At 41.9% G+C, this 21,371-nt stretch carries 14 protein-coding genes and 1 pseudogene; 4 read left to right on the top strand and 11 right to left on the bottom strand.

Annotated features, from left to right (window positions below):
* Positions 1-30: 30 nt before the first annotated feature.
* The 7 genes and pseudogenes from KFO40_RS15470 to KFO40_RS15440 form a co-directional block, all read right to left on the bottom strand.
* Positions 31-1,566, bottom strand: coding sequence for a hypothetical protein (locus KFO40_RS15470; RefSeq protein ID WP_211146546.1), 1,536 nt, complete (start codon positions 1,564-1,566; stop codon positions 31-33).
* A 334-nt stretch (positions 1,567-1,900) separates the two neighbouring features.
* Positions 1,901-2,815: pseudogene (locus tag KFO40_RS15465) on the bottom strand (3-hydroxyacyl-CoA dehydrogenase NAD-binding domain-containing protein); the annotation flags it as partial.
* A 32-nt stretch (positions 2,816-2,847) separates the two neighbouring features.
* Positions 2,848-5,268 carry a GumC family protein gene (locus tag KFO40_RS15460; protein ID WP_211146545.1) on the bottom strand — a complete coding sequence of 807 codons (2,421 nt, stop codon included), beginning with the start codon at positions 5,266-5,268 and terminating at the stop codon, positions 2,848-2,850.
* A gap of 10 nt (positions 5,269-5,278) precedes the next feature.
* Positions 5,279-6,112 carry a polysaccharide biosynthesis/export family protein gene (locus KFO40_RS15455; protein ID WP_004309251.1) on the bottom strand — a complete coding sequence of 278 codons (834 nt, stop codon included), beginning with the start codon at positions 6,110-6,112 and terminating at the stop codon, positions 5,279-5,281.
* A 47-nt stretch (positions 6,113-6,159) separates the two neighbouring features.
* Complete coding sequence (locus KFO40_RS15450; protein ID WP_120080185.1) at positions 6,160-8,088, bottom strand: polysaccharide biosynthesis protein; 1,929 nt, start codon at positions 8,086-8,088, stop codon at positions 6,160-6,162.
* A gap of 326 nt (positions 8,089-8,414) precedes the next feature.
* Positions 8,415-9,005 carry a UpxY family transcription antiterminator gene (locus KFO40_RS15445; protein ID WP_211146544.1) on the bottom strand — a complete coding sequence of 197 codons (591 nt, stop codon included), beginning with the start codon at positions 9,003-9,005 and terminating at the stop codon, positions 8,415-8,417.
* A gap of 148 nt (positions 9,006-9,153) precedes the next feature.
* Positions 9,154-10,662, bottom strand: coding sequence for a DUF3078 domain-containing protein (locus tag KFO40_RS15440; protein WP_004312723.1), 1,509 nt, complete (start codon positions 10,660-10,662; stop codon positions 9,154-9,156).
* 188 nt (positions 10,663-10,850) lie between these two features.
* On the opposite strand from KFO40_RS15440, the gene KFO40_RS15435 reads away from it, so the two are divergent.
* The 4 genes from KFO40_RS15435 to KFO40_RS15420 all read left to right on the top strand — a co-directional run bounded on the left by KFO40_RS15435 (position 10,851) and on the right by KFO40_RS15420 (position 17,954).
* A complete protein-coding gene (locus KFO40_RS15435) occupies positions 10,851-12,476 on the top strand; it encodes a CTP synthase (protein WP_004317909.1) in 1,626 nt (541 codons plus the stop codon).
* Between the two features lie 57 nt (positions 12,477-12,533).
* Positions 12,534-14,387, top strand: coding sequence for a membrane protein insertase YidC (gene yidC, locus KFO40_RS15430; RefSeq protein WP_211146543.1), 1,854 nt, complete (start codon positions 12,534-12,536; stop codon positions 14,385-14,387).
* Between the two features lie 84 nt (positions 14,388-14,471).
* Positions 14,472-15,803 (top strand): multidrug efflux MATE transporter BexA, encoded by a 1,332-nt coding sequence (gene bexA / locus KFO40_RS15425; protein WP_015530976.1) that lies wholly within the window; start codon positions 14,472-14,474, stop codon positions 15,801-15,803.
* Positions 15,804-15,851: 48 nt separating this feature from the next.
* Entirely contained in the window at positions 15,852-17,954 is a 2,103-nt protein-coding gene (locus KFO40_RS15420) for an alpha/beta hydrolase family protein (RefSeq protein ID WP_044130186.1), read from the top strand.
* 175 nt (positions 17,955-18,129) lie between these two features.
* On the opposite strand, the gene KFO40_RS15415 is transcribed toward KFO40_RS15420, so the two are convergent.
* The 4 genes from KFO40_RS15415 to KFO40_RS15400 form a co-directional block, all read right to left on the bottom strand.
* Entirely contained in the window at positions 18,130-18,636 is a 507-nt protein-coding gene (locus KFO40_RS15415) for a flavin reductase family protein (protein WP_211146542.1), read from the bottom strand.
* Positions 18,637-18,654: 18 nt separating this feature from the next.
* Positions 18,655-19,653: an MBL fold metallo-hydrolase gene (locus KFO40_RS15410; protein WP_211146541.1), complete on the bottom strand. Its 999-nt coding sequence runs from the start codon at positions 19,651-19,653 to the stop codon at positions 18,655-18,657.
* A gap of 154 nt (positions 19,654-19,807) precedes the next feature.
* Complete coding sequence (locus tag KFO40_RS15405; RefSeq protein WP_008016256.1) at positions 19,808-20,905, bottom strand: PspC domain-containing protein; 1,098 nt, start codon at positions 20,903-20,905, stop codon at positions 19,808-19,810.
* Between the two features lie 21 nt (positions 20,906-20,926).
* Positions 20,927-21,253, bottom strand: a complete 327-nt coding sequence (locus tag KFO40_RS15400) for a PadR family transcriptional regulator (RefSeq protein ID WP_004312715.1) — start codon at positions 21,251-21,253, stop codon at positions 20,927-20,929.
* Between the last annotated feature and the right edge of the window lie 118 nt (positions 21,254-21,371).

Below are 21,371 nucleotides of genomic sequence, written 5' to 3'. Positions count from 1 at the left end.
ATATAGATAATTACGTTGCGATTCATATAACTATTTGTGTCTTGCACTAGTGACCATAGATTTAATCAAATTCTTTTCTGTATTATTTAAACCTAAAAAATAGACTGATATACACACAGCCAGAACGGAAGTAACTCCTTCAATGAAGAATCGCATAAAACCTAGTTCAATATTACTCTTTATTATGTATGGTATCCAGATCGTTGATATTATTACAAAGGTGATAGGACACAATACTTTAGTTATATAATCTTTTATTGAGTACTCGATCAAACCCTTTAGGATTACCAAGGCAGCAATTTGAGCAAGAGTCATAGATAAAAAGACCATCCATAACGCGAACTCAGGGCATAGACCTAATTGCAATCCGAAATATGCCAATGGTATTGAAGATAACACAGTGACTGATGATATGAGCTGATACTTTCGCATAATACCAGTTGCATGAACTACTGCTGATATTGCCCCGTTAAGGTTGTTCATCATAGATGTCATAAGGATAATTACGACAAACACAGAAGCATGTTCTGGTACATTATTACCTAACCATAAATGTAACACATAATCTATCTCGTAACAAATAGGTAATGCTAGTAGATATAAAAAGAAACAACTCAATTTACTTATACTATAAGTTAGGTTCATTACCCTTTTTGTATCACCTTTTGAATAGGATTGAACAACTTGTGGCCTTACAGGAATTGTGATATTTGACACGAATCCCAAAATACCAGAATTAACTTGTGCAGCTACCCCTCTTGCTGCATTTACTACTGGCCCAAAAAATGCGTTCAGAACTAAGTTTATTCCCTGTTCCTTCATAACACCACTTAACGAACCAAATATATTCCATCCTGAAAACCCTATCATTGACTTAAACAAATCCCTATGAAATGTTTTGTCAAATTGAATTTCTTCAAATTTCCGTTTTGAATACCCATAATATAATAAGAAATTAACAATACTGATAAGCATAACTAATAACCCGTATATTATCAATAAATCTGCTGAAATGAATGGTAACACCAAAACTATGGCAAGTTTCAAAAATGCATCCAATACACTTACAATAGCATAAAAATCCATGCGTTCATGGGCCATTATAGCAGCTGCATACGGAGCTTGCATTATTACGAAGACTAAACTGATGATTGAGAATTGGAAAATCCATTGGGCTGCGACAAAGCGCTCAGGCGGTATAACCATCTTATAATGCATATACCATAATCCGAAACTCTCAGTGAGGATTACGATAATAATGGTGAGAAGGAATTGTATGAGTAATGAAGTATTATAGACTTTCTTTGCTCCTTCAACTCCATTTTTTCCAAGTTCAAAATTGAAGAAACGCTGAATGCCATTAGACATTGATGTATTGAGGAAGGCAAACATGCTCACAAAACCGCATACAACATTGTACACACCGTAATCCTCCACACCTAGTGCATTAAGAAGCACTCGTGTAGTGTACAGCGTAATACATAGCACTATCACCATACGTATTGACATAAATATGGAATTGCGTGCTATGCGTTTATTTGCCGATGTATTATTTGATTCTACCATTTGTAGTTATGTTTATGTATCTTTAGACCCTCACCAACAAATTATTGTGAGAACTCCGCTTGCACCTGAACGCAATGAAGAATTATTCATTTATGAATGTTAGTGTAGTTTTTTGGACGCTCATTTGTTGTCAAAATTGAATTTGTATCTCAACGGGAGATCGAACCCCAAATCACATGGATTTTACCTGAAATTGAGTGTAACTGCAAAAAATGTCCGCAGAATCGAAAAATATCCTATTTTATGGTACTAAATTGGTACTAAATCAAAAATCGAACGTATTTCTATGTTTGTAATGTATTGATAATCAGGCTGCTTTTATAACTGCCCAAATCTGGGGAACATCCTGATAGTTGGCAAGAAGTTGTTTGGTATCTTTCGGCAGGCAATAACCGCCATAACCGAATGAGGGATTGTTATAATGTGTCCCGATACGGGGGTCAAGACCTACGCCCTCAATGATGGCTTTACTGTCCAATCCTTTCATTTCAGCGTATGTGTCAAGTTCATTGAAATAGCTGACACGGAGAGCCAGGTAGGCGTTGGCGAAAAGCTTGACTGCTTCAGCCTCTTTCATGCCCATGAAGAGTGTATCAATATTTTCTTTGATAGCCCCTTCCTGCAAAAGGGCGGCAAATATTTTAGCTGCTTCCTCCAACATAGTGACATCCGTAACGGAGCAGATCGCCTCATTTTCTTCCGCAAACTCCGGACGATCGATGATCTTCGGATAACCTACGATGATACGGCTCGGATAAAGGTTGTCATAAAGAGCCTTGCTTTCACGAAGGAACTCCGGTGAGAACAGCAGGTTGAACTTATTTACTCCTTTTTGGGCGTACTTTACATAAAGGTTACGGGTATAACCCACAGGAATCGTTGACTTGATGACCATTACGGCATCCAGATTCACCTCAAGCACAAGGTCGATGACCTCCTCCACACGACTCGTATCGAAATAATTCTTCACAGGGTCATAGTTTGTGGGGGCGGCTATTACCACAAAGTCGGCGTCAGCGTAGGCTGATCTCCCGTCCAAAGTGGCTACAAGGTCAAGCGGCTTTTCAGCCAGATACTTCTCGATATAATCATCCTGGATAGGAGAAACCTTATTGTTCAGTTTCTCCACTTTTTCCGGGATTACATCCACAGCGGTTACATGATGATGTTGTAATAGTAACGTCGCTATGCTCAGTCCCACATAGCCCGTGCCGGCTACTGCGACCCGAATCTCTTTGAAATCACGCATATTATGTTTGATTTGGATTTATCAATAGTAGTTTATTCCTGACCAGTATGTTTTTCTCCATAACCGTAGCCATAACCATAACGCTTACCATAGCCATAATACTTGCCATATTTACCATAGCCATAATAATAGCCGTACTTCTTTTTCTGAAGATCCAAGCCGTTAATGGCGATACAGAGGTTAGGCAGTTTGTTGTTTTCCATAAGCTCATTGATCAAAGTAAACTCTGCCTTACGAGTATAATCGGCACGGCATACGTATACCGATAAATCAGCGGTACGTCCTATCAGCAAGGTATCAGTTACCATACCCACGGGAGCCGTATCCAGAATCACATAGTCAAAATTAGCCTTCAATGTTTCGATGGCTTTTTCCAAGCTGTCACGGGCCAATAATTCCGTTGGATTGGGAGGAACTGCTCCACCGGGAAGAATAAACAGATTCTTGTTGATATCAGAAGGCTGTACCCAATCCATCAGATTAACAGCTGGATTAATCAAAAATTGGGTGATACCTTGTTCTTTTCTGGAAAGATTGAAAACTTTATTCAATCCCGGTTTGCGAATGTCAAGACCTACTATCACAACCTTTTTCCCTAACAAAGAAAGACTAATAGCCAAATTAGATGATACAAAAGACTTACCTTCACCACTGATAGTAGATGTCACCAAAATCACATTCTTGCCATTTTCAAGCATAAACTGAAGATTAGTACGTACATTACGGAATGTCTCGCTCATCAGGTTATTCTGATTCTCAAATACAGCTATAGAACCGGACTTTTCATCCGCCAACGGGATATCGCCAATAACAGGAAGAGAAGTTAGTTTTTCAACATCAGCACGGCCCTCAATCTTGAATTTGGTCAAGCCAATCAGATAAATAATACCTACCGGAAATCCTACTCCTAATACCAAGGCGGCAAGATAGACCATCATCCTCTTAGGAGAAACCGGATTGTCGTCCGCTAACGCTTCATCAATAATCTTGGCATTATTTGCTGTAGCTGCCAAAGTGATGGCATTCTCTTCACGTTTTTGAAGTAACATCAAATAAAGACCGGCCTTAATTTCCTGCTGCCGGGCGATACTTACGAACTGGCGTTCCTGGGTCGGAGCGTCATTAATGCGACGGGAATAGCGGTTCGCCTCACGGGCAAGGTCTTCTTTGGTTATCTGCAATCCTTTCAATGTAGCATCCAGCGTAGCCTGTACATTGCTCCGCATCGCACGGATACTAGTATCCAAATTTATGATCGTCGGATTATTCTCGGTTGATGTACGGAGCAAACGCTTTCTTTCAACCAACATTTCATTATATCTGTCTATTGCACCAGCTGATGCCGCATCCTGTAATCCAATATTACTTGGTAAGACCTCATATTCATTACCTTGCATATAGCGTTGCAAATCCATCACCAAATTGATTTGAGTCTGGTTTTCCACACGCTTCTTTTCATATTCAGCATTACCGGTTAAGGCTATTTGTGCCTCACTGCTCAAATCTGTAATTCCGGCACTACGCTTGAAGTTCTCCAAGTCTTGTTCTGTACTTCCAAGTTCCTTGGAAATAATGCCGATACGTTCGTCGATGAATTCTGCGGTTTTTTGGGCTACCTCATTCTTGTCATTATTGGCATTGATATTGTACATTTCAAGGAGTTTGTTGATGAAGTCCTTGCCACGTTGGGTATTTGAGTTCTTTAACGAAAGAACAGCTACAGAAGTGGTTTTTGATGTAGGGGCTATCGACAAGGACTGGATATATCCTTTGGCCACAGACATCGGCCGGTTTATAAAAGCTTTTATATGACGCTCTTTACTTTCCTCCTTAGCCTGATTGGTCGTCAATGTATCCTTGCTTTCAAAAAAGGCGACCGTCCCCTCATCGGTCGGGAAAACAGCAGGTAATTTATCGAATTGTTTCCGATACTCTTTGTCTTTCACCGTTATCAACGCATCCATCCCACCATTGGGAAATAAAGTCATCTCCACTTCCATTGGTGCAGACAGTTTTTCCGCCTCCTGTGGAGTCAAGCTCACCACTACGGGCGAGGTACGGTAAAGTTCCCTATTAGGAAACTCATCTTCATCCTTATAAGTCACAAACAGTCCCAGATTGTTGACCACTTCACGGGCAAGAGACTTTGATTTCAGCACCTCGATTTCATTGTCTACATTGTTCGACGAGGAAACGAAGCCGTCCAGTCCCATCTTTTCCAGTTCGGAGGACATGCTCGCACCACCGCCCTTCTTATCATCCTTGATTAAGACTGTGGCAGTTATATCATAGACAGGAGTGGCCAAACGCAGGTAGCCCCATGCGCAGGCGATACAGATTATTACAGAAACCACAAACCAAGGCCAATGGATCAGGTAACGGAAAAGGATTTCCTGAATATCCACCTGCTCTTCCGGTTGCTCACCCCGGTTCTCTCTTTTTTCCCCAATCATATCTATATTACTATTTGAAAATTGTTACTAATAAACTTGCCAATGATACCAGAATAGAAGTAGCGGAGAACCACAAGCTGGTACTGTTACCTATATCGGAGTTACGAGCTTTTGCTTTATTAGGAGTCACATAGACTATATCATTCTGCTGTAACCAATAATAAGGAGAAAGAATTGTCTCCGCCTTGTTTAAATCCAATGTCACAATTTCCTGTTTGCCATCAGCACCTTCACGAATCAGTTTTACATTGTCACGAACTCCCCAGACCGTCATGTCACCGGCCATGGCAAGAGCTTCCAACAAGTTGACTTTCTCATTGTTGATAGTAAATGTACCTGGACGGGCAACCTCACCTAATACAGAAATTTTATAGTTTACCATACGGACAGTAACTATCGGAGTCTCCTTTATGTAAGGTTTCAGTTTGTCTATTATCAGTTGTTCAGCTTCTCTTTTCGTCAGTCCACCTATTTTTAATTCACCCAGAACAGGAAAATTGATCTTGCCTTCATTATCTACCAGATAAGGTTGTAAAACAGGCTGGGTAGTCAATTGGGTGCTGGCAGTAGCCGCATTAGCAGGAGTTGCCACCGTCAAGTTGAACGGAACTGCAAGTTCCGGACTAGTACATGAGACTACGATAGTAAGTAAGTCTTTAGGCATTATCTTGGCATCATATAAATTTTCCTGTTGATTGGTGTCCTTTACAACTCCCGCATCCTGCAAATAAGGTACTTTCTTATAGGACTGACAGGAAGCAAACAGAAATACCGCTATCAGACAGGAAAACAAACTTCCATACAAGCTTCGTACATTCAAATGCGTGCGCAATGATTTATTCATAATAAATGATAATTTATTTATAGAATCTTTTGTTGATTATTCCCTATTTATTCTTTATCCAGTACTTCAAATCGCGGAGAATTTTTTGATTTGAACTCCGGAACTATTTTCTTCATCAACCGCACGGTATCCATGATCTTTACCGCACGCGACAACCTTTCAAACTCTGCATAAGTATCAAGAATATCAGCATATTCATACCGACGAACTTTGGCGATCATGATTTTCTTATTCTCTGTCGGAATCGTATTTTCTTTATCGCTCAACACCTCTTCATACAATTTTTCACCCGGACGTAATCCCGTGAATTCTATTTTGATATCTTCACCCGGACGATAGCCAGCCAATTCGATCATACGAGTCGCTAGATCAACGATCTTGACAGCTTTTCCCATCTCAAAAACAAAGATCTCATTGCCCTCACCCATTGTGGCGGCCTCCATTACCAAACGGCAAGCTTCGGGAATGGTCATGAAGAAACGAATAATATCGGGGTGAGTAACAGTTACCGGCCCACCATTCTCTATCTGTTCTTTAAAACGAGGAATGACAGAACCGTTACTACCCAATACATTACCAAAACGGGTAGTGATAAATTTTGTATGACCTTTCACTTTTCCTTCACGGATAGCGCATCCCAGACTTTGAACATAGATTTCTGCCAAACGTTTGGAGCAACCCATTACATTAGTAGGATTTACAGCTTTATCCGTAGACACCATAATCATCTTTTCTGCATCATATTCCACAGCCATGTCAGCCACCTGACGAGAACCGGTTACATTGACAAGCACAGCCTCACAAGGATTTTCTTCCATCAAAGGCACATGTTTATAAGCAGCAGCATGAAAAACAATTTGAGGATGATACAATTCGAATACCATACGAACGCGTTCCTTCACACGCACATCACCAATCACCGGAACAAAATCTATATTTGGATATTTTTTCTCAAACTCAAGACGGACATTATGCAAAGGTGTTTCTGCAGAGTCGAACATGATAAGTTTCTGAATTCCCATCTGCACTAATTGACGGCAAAGTTCACTGCCAATACTGCCTGCCGCACCAGTCACCAACACCACTTTTCCCCTGAATTCTTCTGCAACCTGACGAAGGTTGATATTAATTTCGGCACGACCCAACAAATCCTCAATCTTAATAGGACGTACCCACTGATGAAAGTTTCCATCAGAATCCGCCTCACTGATAGTAGGAGCTATCAATGTCTTAAGTTCATTGTTTTTACAATATTCCAGAAGGCGTTTTTCTTCCAGGCGGGTATCTTCATAACGGGCAAACAGAATCCCCTTAATTCCGCGCTTCCGCATGATATAATCAACATCCGATTCATTTTCAAAGTAATAAACGGGAAGATCTGCCAATCGGCGTCGGCTGTTATTTTTACCATATACATAAAAACCGGTTACTTTATAATGTGCACTATCCCTAAGACGTAACTTCAAGGCTACACTCTCTTCATTAGTACCATAAATAAGAATACGTGTGTTCTTTTTATTCACCCAATCCAATAAAAAATCATAGACGATTATCAATGATACACGAAAGGTCGTCAAGATCACTAAAGTCAATAAACCATCAAATAGAAGATAGGATATTTTATAATTATATGGCAATTGGGTCTCATATATAACTCCAAAAGAAATAATGACCAAACAGGTAATTTTAAATAAAACGGCACACATGATACGCCAAAGTTCACGTGCCTGTGAGAAACGAATTGTATTACGATAAGTATGGAATAATAAAGAGCCCGCAACACTTGCTACCAAAGAAACGCAAGCAAACTTACAAAGCATCCAGTCGGTCATTGGAACATGCGCCATATAATGAATTACCGCATAAGCGACCAACGAACATAATACAGAAATTGCCGTGTCAATACCTAAAATAACCCAATAACTGAAATAATTTTTGCGGGCATATTGCACTATGCCCTTCAATGTTTTTTCCATTATAGTATAAATGAATAAAATAATATTTCGAAATTTGATTTATCTGATTGATTATGATCAGTACAAGGACTATGACTACGATTTCCATGTTGGTGTAGCCCAACAAAGAATCCCTTCATCTTTCGATACGTACATACATTTCTACACTATATCTTTTGTAAAGATATAATTCATAATACTTTATGGATTTTTATTTTTGAGAGAGGTCATCGATAAATATATCCACTGTTTGGTTACCGATGTCAGATAGACTGCCTGCTATTTTACAGACTTTCATTACATTTTTGCAGTAAAATCCCCATACCCCTATAAAATAGATTGATTACTCAATCACGTAAATCCCCATTTTCAGATACCGGCTCTACACACCCAGCCGGTATATCTACACATGCACACCCTAACATTGTCAATCGAACAGCAACTTTCGATTTCCCATTCACATGTACTAATTCCCCTTCCAATCCTGCCAATGGTCCCTTGATTACCCGTATTTTCTCTCCCGGAGCCAATGGCGATGTACTCATGCTAATCGTCTCATCCGAGTAGTCGAGCATAAACTTAAATCGCAACATTTGTTGGTCAGGGACAACAGCCGGAGTACTCTCCCCACGTAATACCATGTAACGGCTGATAGAAGATAAAGTCAGGACTTCTTTTTGCTCTTGCGGATCAACGTGAACGAAAATCATCATCGGAAGCAGTACCCGGTCGACAATTTTACGGCGGTCGCTCCATTGATGAACTTCTTGTTGAATTGGAAGGAAATTTTCGATCCCCATTTTCGTAAGCCGCTCACCCGTTTTTTTCTCGTGACAAATACGTACGATTGCCACCAACCAACGTTTTGAGCGCGCTACGCTGCTGCCAATCACATCTGTTGACAGAAGATCCCGATCGTCATTTTTCTTAATGATCATGTATTTTTACCCCTCATTTCTCCGTCACCTTTAAGGTAATGGATTGAATTCAGTGGCAAAGATAGATAAAAATATAAATAGTAAACAAGAAAAAACTTTTCTTTTTTTACAGACAGACTGAATTGTGCTTTTTCTGTATCTACTTTGATTACCACTTATAGTTAATACCGAAGCTAAGCAATTCTTTCAACTGGAAGAAGCTGTCGCCTTCAGTCGGTTTCGAGCTGTCGTCAAAACGGGTATGTATATAGAGCTTGGTAGAAAGATAACGGTTTAATACGAAATTGAACGTATTTTCCCATTCTACACGTGCCCAATGGTAGTTGGTCAGATAATTGAGACGAGACTCTAAAGTCACTGCAGAAATGATGGTCCAGTTCAATGTCGATTGCAACTGGGAACCGAAATCGTTTTTAGAACATTTTCCTTTTTCTAAGCCAAACTTAGTTTCATCCACTTCAGAATTGCCTATATAACGTAAGTTGTAAGTCAACGGCGCCATAAACACGGAAAGATTAAATTTCTTCTTACTCAATTTATAATCCATACCGACACTGACCGCCAAATCTGCCGGAGACATGAAAGATGAAACCAATTCTTCACTGTTAGCTTTATATCCGTTGAAGAACTGTGTCTTAAACTCGGAAGAAATGGTATAATACCAATTTTTGAGGGCTCTCAAACCTAATTTGTTATATAAGCGGAATTGGTCGGTATTAAAAAGATATTTATGATATTCATCTGACGGAGTGGAAGTCATACCCACTTTAGCTTCCAGCTGGTTCTCAAACAGCACCTTTTCATTGTCATTATAGTTGGCGAAAATCTGAAAAGTGGCTAATCCGGAGAAGTTACTTTCACCTCCCTTATACCAGTTATCCGAAAGGTGGTTCTGGCTAATCTGCAACGATCCGTTACCTCCGGTCACCCACCAGTTCGGCCGACTAATCTTCATATTGGCTTTCCCTACATTATCATCCATATTTTCCGGTTGAAACAGATGAATAACGTTTGCTTTGGGAGATATTTTCGGCTTCACATCGTGACGGAATACATCACGACTCATGATGCGGTCTTCTGTAGTGACAACCAAGTTCGGACGTTCCAAATAAAGATCCATCAATGCACTGTTCACTATTTTCTCGGCACGCTGGGTTTTGGTAAATGCCAGGGTATCATAAGGCAGAAGTTCCGCTGTCAGTTGAGGAGTGGTGTCCCATTGCATAGGCTTCCATTCCAATTTCGAATATTGTGCCATCGGAGCATAATAATATGCCAATGGTGTGAACAGACGAAAATAATCGGGATCAGACGGAATATAACGTGGCGGCACAGACAGATCGTTCAAATAATCTAATTGCGCGACATACTTATTATATAAATAAGAAACGGTATCCAGTTTCGGAGTCGGCCCCGACATATTCAGTTTGAGCATCAAATATTTCTGAAGCTCCGCCGAAAGCGTATCTGCTTTCACGACTCTGGCTTTTGCCACAACTGTTGAAGATTTAACCGTTTTGGCAGGTTTAATCGCTTCAGGAGCAGGCTGCAGAGAGTCAGTCGGAAGTGGAGAGGGATCGACAGATTCCTGTGCAAAAAGCGATAACGATAAGATTGACAGAATAAACGCTGAACATAAAGTAGTAATTCTCATCATATTTGTCTATGGTTTAGAGTGCAAAGCTACATTATTTTGTTCAGAAATCATAGGATTCTTTTAAAATTGCATTTTTTAATAAAATTGTGGAGACGAAAGACTGTAATCTTCCTCTTTTTTTATAATTTTGCGGTTTTTAAGTTCGTAAGAATACTACTAAGTAAACAATTATTAAAACAGTTATAGCTGTGGGAGAAACAAAGTATATTTTCGTCACCGGTGGTGTTGCCTCTTCTTTAGGAAAAGGGATCATCTCATCATCCATCGGTAAGTTGCTGCAAGCAAGAGGTTATAATGTAACCATCCAGAAGTTTGACCCGTATATCAACATCGACCCGGGAACATTGAATCCTTATGAGCACGGAGAGTGCTATGTAACCGTAGACGGACACGAAGCCGACCTCGACTTGGGACACTATGAGCGATTCCTGGGTATACAAACGACAAAGGCGAACAACATTACTACGGGACGTATCTACAAGAGCGTCATTGACAAGGAACGTCGTGGAGATTATCTGGGTAAAACGATCCAGGTGATTCCTCACATCACAGACGAGATCAAACGGAATGTTAAACTGCTTGGTAATAAATACAAGTTTGATTTTGTGATTACTGAAATCGGTGGTACGGTAGGTGACATCGAATCACTCCCCTACCTCGAAAGTATCCGTCAGTTGAAATGGGAACTCGGTAAGAACGCTCTTTGCGTACACTTGACCTATGTTCCTTATCTTGCTGCTGCCGGAGAATTGAAAACAAAACCGACGCAACATTCTGTAAAGGAACTCCAAAGTGTGGGTATTCAGCCGGATGTACTGGTACTGCGTGCCGAGCATCCGCTAAGTGACGGACTGCGTAAGAAAGTGGCACAATTCTGTAATGTAGACGATAAAGCCGTCGTGCAGTCTATCGACGCGGAAACAATTTACGAAGTACCTATCCTGATGCAGGCGCAAGGGCTGGACAGCACTATCCTCGAAAAGATGGGACTGCCGGTAGGAGAAACTCCGGGACTCGGCCCATGGCGTAAATTCCTGGAACGTCGTCACGCTGCAGAGACTAAAGAACCGATCAATATTGCACTGGTTGGAAAATACGATTTGCAGGACGCTTACAAGTCTATCCGTGAAGCTTTATCGCAAGCGGGTACTTACAATGACCGCAAAGTGGAAGTTCATTTCGTAAACAGTGAGAAACTGACAGACGAAAATGTAGGTGAAGCTTTGAAAGGCATGGCAGGTGTAATGATCGGTCCGGGATTCGGCCAACGGGGTATTGACGGCAAGTTTGTCGCTATCAAATATACACGTACGCATGACATTCCGACTTTCGGTATTTGTCTGGGTATGCAATGCATCGCCATCGAATTTGCACGCAACGTACTGGGATACGCTGATGCCAACTCACGTGAAATGGATGAAAAGACTCCGCACAACGTGATTGATATCATGGAAGAACAAAAAGCAATCACCAACATGGGTGGTACGATGCGTCTGGGTGCTTACGAATGTGTATTGCAGAAAGGTTCGAAAGCATATCAGGCTTACGGACAAGAACATATTCAGGAACGTCACCGTCATCGCTATGAGTTCAATAATGACTATAAAGACCGATATGAAGCTGCCGGCATGAAATGTGTAGGTATCAACCCGGAATCGGATTTGGTAGAAATCGTTGAAATCCCGGCTTTGAAATGGTTTGTCGGTACACAGTTCCATCCGGAATATGGCAGTACGGTACTGAATCCTCATCCGTTGTTCGTGGCATTTGTGAAAGCTGCCATCGAAAACGAAAAAACAACGGCAAAAGGCTAACGATACGCGGTAAACGACCGGTAGTTTGTAATTTTATAATTTGTAATTAAAATAAGAATGGATAAAAACACCATCACAGGTCTCGTTCTAATAGGCATATTATTGGTAGGATTCAGCTTTTTGAGTCGTCCAAGCGAGGAACAGATAGCTGCACAAAAAAGATACTATGACTCTATTGCCGTAGTACAGCAGCAGGAGGAAGCGCTGAAGGCGAAAACAGAAGCTGCGCTGGCTAACAGCCAAAAAGAGGTTGCATCGGCTGCCGATTCTTCTGCTTTGTTTTTCAATGCCTTGCATGGGACCGATTCTAAAATCAGCATCCAGAATAATGTAGCGGAAATTACTTTCGCAACAAAAGGCGGACGTGTCTATTCAGCCATGCTGAAGGATTATATGGCACAGGACAAAAAGACACCGATTATGTTGTTCGACGGTGACGATGCTTCGATGAACTTCAACTTCTACAACAAAGCAGGAGCCATCCAGACCAAAGATTATTTCTTTGAAGCTGTAAACAAGACGGATAGTAGTGTTACCATGCGTCTGGCTGCGGATAGCGCAAGCTATATCGATTTCATCTATACGCTGAAACCGGATAGCTACCTGATGAACTTTGAAATCAAAGCGACAGGCATGGAAAACAAGTTGGCAAGCACCAAGTATGTGGACATCGACTGGTCACAACGTGCCCGCCAACTGGAAAAAGGATTCACTTATGAGAATCGTCTGTCGGAACTGACTTATAAAGTAACAGGTGACAATGTGGACAACTTATCTGCTGCCAAAGATGACAGTCAGGATTTGCCGGGACGCATTGATTGGGTAGCTTTCAAGAATCAGTTCTTCTCGTCTGTATTTATTGCTGAACAGGATTTCGACAAGGTTTCCGTAAAGTCAAAAATGGAGCAGCAAGGAAGCGGATATATCAAAGATTATTCTGCTGAAATGAATACTTTCTTTGATCCGACAGGCAAAGAACCGACAGAGATGTATTTCTATTTCGGTCCGAACCACTTTAAGACGCTGAAAGCGCTGGATAAAGGCCGCGACGAGAAATGGGAACTTCACAGACTGGTTTATCTGGGCTGGCCGTTGATTCGCTGGATTAACCAGTTTATCACAATCAACGTATTCGACTGGTTATCCGGTTGGGGATTGAGCATGGGTATCGTACTGTTGATTCTGACCATCATGGTGAAAGTCGTGGTTTATCCGGCTACCTGGAAAACGTACATGTCTTCTGCCAAGATGCGTGTATTGAAACCGAAAATTGACGAAATCAGCAAGAAATATCCGAAGCAGGAAGATGCAATGAAGAAACAGCAGGAGGTGATGGGTCTTTACAGCCAGTACGGGGTAAGCCCGATGGGCGGCTGTCTGCCGATGTTATTGCAGTTCCCTATCCTGATGGCTTTGTTTATGTTCGTGCCGAGTGCTATCGAGCTGCGTCAACAGAGTTTCTTGTGGGCGGACGACCTTTCTACTTATGATGCGTTCATCACATTCCCATTCCATATTCCGTTCCTGGGTAACCACCTTAGCTTGTTCTGCTTGCTGATGACGGTGACCAACATCTTGAACACGAAGTATACGATGTCTATGCAGGATACCGGAGCGCAGCCACAAATGGCGGCTATGAAATGGATGATGTACCTGATGCCGATTATGTTCTTGTTTGTCTTGAACGACTATCCGTCAGGTTTGAACTATTACTATTTCGTGTCAACGCTGATTAGCGTGGGTACTATGATTCTGCTTCGTAAAACGACCGACGAAACTAAATTGTTGGCTATTCTTGAAGCGAAAAAGAAGGACCCGAAACAAATGAAAAAGACCGGATTTGCTGCCCGCCTGGAAGCGATGCAAAAGCAACAAGAGCTACTGCAGCAGCAAAGACAGAATAAAAAATAAGGAATTATTCCTGAATCATATTCTAAGAAAGCCGGACACCCTATTTTGGTTGCCCGGCTTTCTTTCTCTAAACAATATAATAAGATGAAAACTAAATATTCGTATAAACAAATCTGGACGATCACCTTCCCTATCCTGATCAGTCTGATTATGGAGCAAATGATCGGCATGACGGACACGGCCTTCCTGGGACGTGTAGGAGAAATCGAGCTGGGTGCTTCTGCTATCGCAGGGGTATACTATCTTGCTATCTTTATGATGGCATTCGGTTTCAGCATCGGCGCACAGATCTTAATCGCCCGCCGCAACGGAGAAGGAAACTACAAGGAAATCGGACCGATTTTCTATCAGGGCATTTATTTCCTGCTTGCCATGGCAGTGATTTTATTCACATTCTCCATCGTATTTTCACCATATATCTTAAAGAATATCATTTCGTCTCCTCACATTTACGATGCAGCCGAAAGTTATATTCACTGGCGTGTGTACGGGTTCTTCTTTTCTTTTGTCATGGTCATGTTCCGCGCCTTCTTTGTAGGTACGACACAAACCAAAACACTGACGCTGAACTCTATCGTAATGGTGCTTTCGAATGTGGTATTCAACTATATCCTGATCTTCGGTAAATTCGGTTTCCCGCAACTGGGAATTGCCGGCGCTGCCATCGGTTCGTCACTGGCCGAAATGGTATCGGTGATTTTCTTCATCATCTATACATGGAAACGAATTGACTGCAAGAAATATGCGTTGAACATATTGCCCAAATTCCATGGAAAAACACTGAAACGCATACTGAATGTTTCTGTGTGGACAATGATTCAGAATTTCGTTTCTTTGTCTACCTGGTTCATGTTCTTCCTGTTTGTGGAACATTTGGGAGAGCGGTCATTGGCGATTGCCAACATCATCCGCAACGTGTCGGGGATACCGTTTATGATTGCAATGGCATTTGCTTCCACCTGCGGTTCGCTGGTAAGTAACCTAATCGGTGCAGGCGAACAGGATTGTGTACGGGGAACTATCAAGCAACATATCCGTATCGGATATATCTTTGTATTGCCGATCCTGGTGTTTTTCTGCTTATTCCCGGATCTGATTCTGCGCATTTATACAGACATCCCGGATTTAAGAGCGGCATCCGTACCTTCACTGTGGGTACTATGCTCTGCCTATCTGGTACTGGTGCCTGCCAATGTGTATTTCCAATCGGTATCAGGAACAGGAAATACGCGGACTGCATTGGCTATGGAACTTTGTGTACTGGCTATCTATGTCACATACTCTGCATATTTCATCATGTATCTGCGAATGGATGTCGCATTTGCCTGGACGACAGAATGTGTGTACGGTACTTTTATACTGTTGTTCTGCTACTGGTATATGAAGAAAGGAAACTGGCAGAAAAAGAAGATTTAAATCCTTTTTTCACTATCTTCGCAAGAAAATAAACATTTTATAAAATATATGAGACAAGCTAATTTATTTATGATGTCGGCAGCAATGTTGTTAGCTGCCTGCGGAGGAACCAAAGACGCAGGCAAAACAGATCAGGTGCTTATCGAGAAATCGGATATTAAGATCGAAGGGAAGCGCATGACTCCCGAAGCACTTTGGGCTATGGGACGTATCGGCGGATTCGCCGTATCGCCCGACGGAAAGAAAATTGCGTATACGGTAGCGTATTACAGTGTACCGGAAAACAAGAGTAACCGCGAAGTTTTCGTAATGAACGCAGACGGAAGCGAAAACCAGCAAATCACTCATACCCCGTATCAGGAAAATGAAGTGACATGGATTAAAGGAGGCACCAAACTTGCATTCTTAAGTAATGACAACGGAAGCAGCCAGCTCTATGAAATGAACCCGGACGGTAGCGGACGCAAGCAATTGACCAACTACGACGGAGACATCGAAGGTTATTCCATTTCGCCGGATGGTAAAAAGCTGCTGTTTATTTCACAAGTAAAGACGAAAGAAAGCACTGCTGATAAATATCCGGACCTGCCGAAAGCCACAGGTATCATCGTGACCGACCTGATGTACAAACATTGGGATGAATGGGTGACGACAGCTCCACATCCTTTTGTTGCCGACTTCGACGGTAACGGTATTTCCAATATCGTGGATATCCTGAACGGAGAACCGTATGAAAGTCCGATGAAACCCTGGGGTGGCATTGAGCAACTTGCCTGGAATACAACTTCGGACAAAGTGGCTTACACTTGCCGTAAAAAGACAGGATTGGAATATGCGATTTCCACCAACTCCGATATTTACGTTTATGACCTGAACACCCAAAAAACGGAAAATATTACTGAAGAGAACAAAGGATATGATACCAATCCGCAATACTCTCCGGACGGCAAGTATATCGCCTGGCAGAGTATGGAACGTGACGGTTACGAAGCCGACTTAAACCGTCTGTTCATCATGAACCTGGAAACCGGAGAGAAACGTTTTGTCAGCAAGGCGTTCGAATCGAATGTAGATGCCTTTGTTTGGGGAGCAGATGCAAAAGTGATCTATTTCACAGGTGTATGGCATGGAGAGTCACAGATTTATGCGCTTGACCTGGCAAATGATTCGGTAAAGGCCATTACTTCAGGAATGTACGATTATGAAAGTGTAGCTCTTTTCGGGGATAAACTGATCGCCAAACGTCATTCAATGAGCATGGGTGATGAAATTTATACTGTGGCACTGGATGGCTCTACTACTCAACTGACGCAGGAAAACAAGCAGATCTACGACCAGTTGGAAATGGGTAAAGTGGAAGGTCGCTGGATGAAAACAACAGATGGCAAACAGATGTTGACATGGGTAATCTATCCCCCGCAGTTTGATCCGAACAAGAAATATCCGACTTTGCTGTTCTGTGAAGGAGGTCCGCAAAGTCCGGTAAGCCAGTTCTGGTCTTATCGCTGGAATTTCCAGATTATGGCAGCCAATGATTATATCATTGTTGCTCCGAATCGTCGCGGCTTGCCGGGATTTGGCGTGGAATGGAACGAACAGATCAGTGGTGACTACGGTGGCCAGTGTATGAAAGATTATTTCACTGCTATCGATGAAATGGCAAAAGAGCCGTATGTAGACAAAGATCGCTTGGGATGTGTAGGTGCCAGCTTCGGAGGATTCTCTGTATACTGGTTGGCGGGACATCATGACAAACGATTCAAAGCCTTCATCGCCCACGACGGTATCTTCAATATGGAAATGCAATATCTGGAAACTGAAGAAAAATGGTTTGCCAACTGGGATATGGGAGGCGCATACTGGGAAAAACAAAACCCGGTGGCACAACGTACGTTTGCCAACTCTCCTCACCTATTCGTGGAGAAATGGGATACGCCTATCCTCTGTATTCATGGAGAAAAAGACTATCGTATTTTGGCTAATCAGGCAATGGCTGCTTTCGATGCTGCCGTGATGCGTGGTGTTCCTGCAGAGTTGCTGATTTATCCGGATGAAAACCACTGGGTATTGAAACCGCAGAATGGGGTTCTATGGCAACGCACATTCTTCGAATGGCTGGACAAATGGGTGAAGAAAGCTCCATCTAAGTAAAATTTTAAAGCACGGATTATACGAATCTCACAGTCATTTGATTCACTAAAACTGCATATTTCATATAATCTGTGCTTAACGACTTTCCAATAAAGTAAAATAAAAGAAGGCTCTGTTCTCAATCTACTTGAGTTCAGAGCCTTCTCCATTGCATCCATCATAAATCGGCTAAATCTTACTCCGAATAAATATTTTCAATTTCTACAATATACATCTTGTGGAAACCGCCATGAGCACCACCGTACCACTTTTCCAATGATTCCTTATCCAGAAAACATTCCGGTTTGATACCGTCAGCATAAAGCTTCTTACACTCCAGGCTCAATCGTGCCTGCTCAAACAACACATTGCCATTTTCTGTAAACACTGGTTTCAATCCAGTTTCTTTTACTTTATTTATATTACGTCCCGACTTGGAACCACAAATAGCGTGAATCTTCTTATTTTCTTCCCCTAAGAAAGAAAGAGTCAGGTGATCGTTCTTCTCTACAAATTCATACGTATACCGTTCGGGACGGATAAAAACGAAAGCAACAGGCTTGTTCCACAGCCAACCGATGCCACCCCAACTTGCTGTCATCGTGTTAAACTTCTCTTTTGTTCCGGCCGTAACCAGCATCCACTCTTTTCCGATCGCTTCGAAAAAGTTTTCTTTCAGGTCTTTTACTTCTAATTTCTTCATCTCTTTATTCGTTTCTAATTATTTCTGTTTTTTCAATTTTACAATCTCTCCCAAATAGGGAATCTCCACTGGAATCTTCCGTTTCTTTGCTTCTGCTGCAAAAACTTTCGGAGGATCGTGCAAAGGCTCGTCAGACAAGTCGAATGTACCATAATGCATGGGAATGGTAAGACCTGCATTCATTTCTTCGGCAGCAGTCAATGATTCGTAAGGCGATATATGATTGGGACGCATAAACCAGCGGGGTTTATATGCTCCGATGCCCAACAAAGCATAATCCGGTGCTCCGAACAGATCGGGAATCTCACGAAAATGGCTGGAATAACCCGTATCACCACTATAATAAAGAGAAATCCCATTTCCTTGCAGCATAAAAGCTCCCCACAGTCGCTGCCCACCATCACGTACGGAACGTTTGCTCCAGTGTTGTGCCGGCAGAAACGTGATCTTCAATCCTTCATCTTCCATTTGTTGATACCATCCGGCTTCAATCACTTTCATTTCAGGGAACCATCCCTGAATCAGTTCACCGGTTCCCAAGCCGCAGAAAAGTTTCATTTGCGGGTTATTCTTCAGTAAGCATGCTATACTCTGTTTATCCAAATGGTCAAAATGGTCATGGCTGACAAGTAGATAATCAATCTCCGTAAATATATCAGGATTAGCAGGAAATTCGCTCTGTCTTTTCACAAAAGGAATACTGCCGAACACCGGATCGAACATGATTCGCTTACCTGCTAATTGAAGAAAGAAAGAATTATGTCCGAGCCATATCAGAGAATCTCCTACCACCGCATCCAATGAGCGAAGATAACAAACTTTCGGGTCCCATTTCACCGTCTTCTTCTCTTTGCGTTGGGGATTGGGCGAAAGACGCCATTTTAACACGCTGCCCATCCCCGGACGGAAGCGATGCTGCCTGTTAAAAAAACGTCCGCGCACCATCGGATTTCCTCTCCAATAAGGATTGACTGTCGCTAAACGTTCGTTTCTCCTAAAACATATATGTTCACCCATTTTTATTTCCTGAATACGTATTTACAAACTTACTAAAAATTTCTCGATTTACGATGAATAAGGGAAAACAAAAAATGTACCCCGGACACACTATCGGGGTACATTTACTTATAAAAGAATAAATATTATCCTTTTTTAATAGAATGAGGCTTAGTTAACAGCAGTGCAGCCCATACAGAGGCAGTTGCCAGCCAAGAGCAGAAAGATTGATAACCATAATGACCGCACCCAATATCCATAAAATCAATAGCGACCATTTCAAACCTGTTCCCATTGGTGACCAATGGAATAGCTGGCGCAAGATGGTATACAAAAAAGCTCCTAATGGAATACCGATGAGGGCAACTCCGGCAATCGTACCTAATAATGTCATCATAGGAGAGACGGAAGCAACCGGCATCCAGTCGATGGCAGGCAACAACTCATAAAGTAAAGCTCCTCCACTGACTGCCACGGCAATTGCCGCAAATACCAACGCTACCAATACGACAGCCAATACGAACAAGACAGGACAACAAAGAATGACAAGAGCTACCAGAAATATCTTAAAGAGAACGGCAGCAATGGAAACAAATACATCGCCTATCTTTTGAAGAAAGGTACGAGGTTTACCGGAGTTCACATAATTATTAACCCCATCTGCTACCCGTTCGAAGCCGTCTGTCACTGTTTTGCCAATATTCTCAATGGTTACCGCTTCTCCACGCATACTTAACTTTTCTGCGGCGGTACGGGCTTCCGGAATAACGAGCCATCCGATAATATAAAGGATAATCATCGGACAATAAGGCACAAACACCAGAATAATCATCAGGATACGCACCAATGTGATATCCCAACCGAAGTAAGCTGCCAGTCCTGCTGCCACACCACCCAACAATTTATTATCCGGATCACGGAACCAGCGACGTTGGGCAGAGGTTTGCGTATTACTTTGATTAGCGGACGATGCTTGTTCCGTTCTTTTCTGTGAATCTGTATCCTCGTCAGCAATACCAAAATCTTCCGGTTTGCCTACGCGGGCGATAATTTCTTCTACATCCGACACTGTGATGACCTGTTTTCCTTCAGTTACTTTCTCGGCAAACAGTTCGGCAATACGCATCTCAATATCGTCTACGATCTCTTCCGCACCCTCCTGTTTACGAAAGTAATGTTTCAAATTAGACAGATAATTGTCTAACAGTCGGTAGGCATCGTCATCTATATGATAAACTATTCCTCCTAAATTTATGGTCAATGTCTTTTTCATTTTTATTTCTTCTTTTTCGGATTATCTATTGGCTATATGATTCACTGTGTCGTTAAGTTCTTTCCAGGAAATTTCCAGTTCTCCCAAAAAGGTTTCTCCTTGTTCAGTGAGTTTATAGTACTTGCGGGGAGGTCCCTGGGTAGATTCCACCCATTCATAACTTAACAAGTCGTCATTTTTCAGACGGGTCAGCAACGGATACAAGGTGCCTTCCACTACAATCAGCTGGGCTTCTTTCAATTTCTGAATAATATCAGAAGCATAGGCAGGCTCTTTGTGCAGCAAAAGCATGATGCAATATTCAAGCATGCCTTTCCTCATCTGTGATTTTACATTGTCTACTTTCATTATTCACTTCTTTTAGATAGCACAAATATATGCATTACTTAAGTACCTTGCATTACAAAGTACTATAAATTAATAATAATTAAAACATTAGAGAGTGCTTACCTTATTATAAAAAGAA

Source organism: Bacteroides sp. 1001302B_160321_D4, assembly GCF_015667765.1.
Lineage (GTDB): Bacteria > Bacteroidota > Bacteroidia > Bacteroidales > Bacteroidaceae > Bacteroides > Bacteroides xylanisolvens.
The sequence above is the reverse complement of the archived record's forward strand: the minus strand, read 5'-3'. Positions and strand labels throughout refer to the sequence as shown.

What these genes read in the sequence shown, in the direction of transcription:
- KFO40_RS15470 (WP_211146546.1), bottom strand. Translation starts at nt 1,566, where the DNA reads ATGGTAGAATCAAATAATACATCGGCAAATAAACGCATAGCACGCAAT.
- KFO40_RS15460 (WP_211146545.1), bottom strand. Translation starts at nt 5,268, where the DNA reads ATGATTGGGGAAAAAAGAGAGAACCGGGGTGAGCAACCGGAAGAGCAG.
- KFO40_RS15455 (WP_004309251.1), bottom strand. Translation starts at nt 6,112, where the DNA reads ATGAATAAATCATTGCGCACGCATTTGAATGTACGAAGCTTGTATGGA.
- KFO40_RS15450 (WP_120080185.1), bottom strand. Translation starts at nt 8,088, where the DNA reads ATGGAAAAAACATTGAAGGGCATAGTGCAATATGCCCGCAAAAATTAT.
- KFO40_RS15445 (WP_211146544.1), bottom strand. Translation starts at nt 9,005, where the DNA reads ATGATCATTAAGAAAAATGACGATCGGGATCTTCTGTCAACAGATGTG.
- KFO40_RS15440 (WP_004312723.1), bottom strand. Translation starts at nt 10,662, where the DNA reads ATGATGAGAATTACTACTTTATGTTCAGCGTTTATTCTGTCAATCTTA.
- yidC (WP_211146543.1), top strand. Translation starts at nt 12,534, where the DNA reads ATGGATAAAAACACCATCACAGGTCTCGTTCTAATAGGCATATTATTG.
- bexA (WP_015530976.1), top strand. Translation starts at nt 14,472, where the DNA reads ATGAAAACTAAATATTCGTATAAACAAATCTGGACGATCACCTTCCCT.
- KFO40_RS15420 (WP_044130186.1), top strand. Translation starts at nt 15,852, where the DNA reads ATGAGACAAGCTAATTTATTTATGATGTCGGCAGCAATGTTGTTAGCT.
- KFO40_RS15415 (WP_211146542.1), bottom strand. Translation starts at nt 18,636, where the DNA reads ATGAAGAAATTAGAAGTAAAAGACCTGAAAGAAAACTTTTTCGAAGCG.
- KFO40_RS15410 (WP_211146541.1), bottom strand. Translation starts at nt 19,653, where the DNA reads ATGGGTGAACATATATGTTTTAGGAGAAACGAACGTTTAGCGACAGTC.
- KFO40_RS15405 (WP_008016256.1), bottom strand. Translation starts at nt 20,905, where the DNA reads ATGAAAAAGACATTGACCATAAATTTAGGAGGAATAGTTTATCATATA.
- KFO40_RS15400 (WP_004312715.1), bottom strand. Translation starts at nt 21,253, where the DNA reads ATGAAAGTAGACAATGTAAAATCACAGATGAGGAAAGGCATGCTTGAA.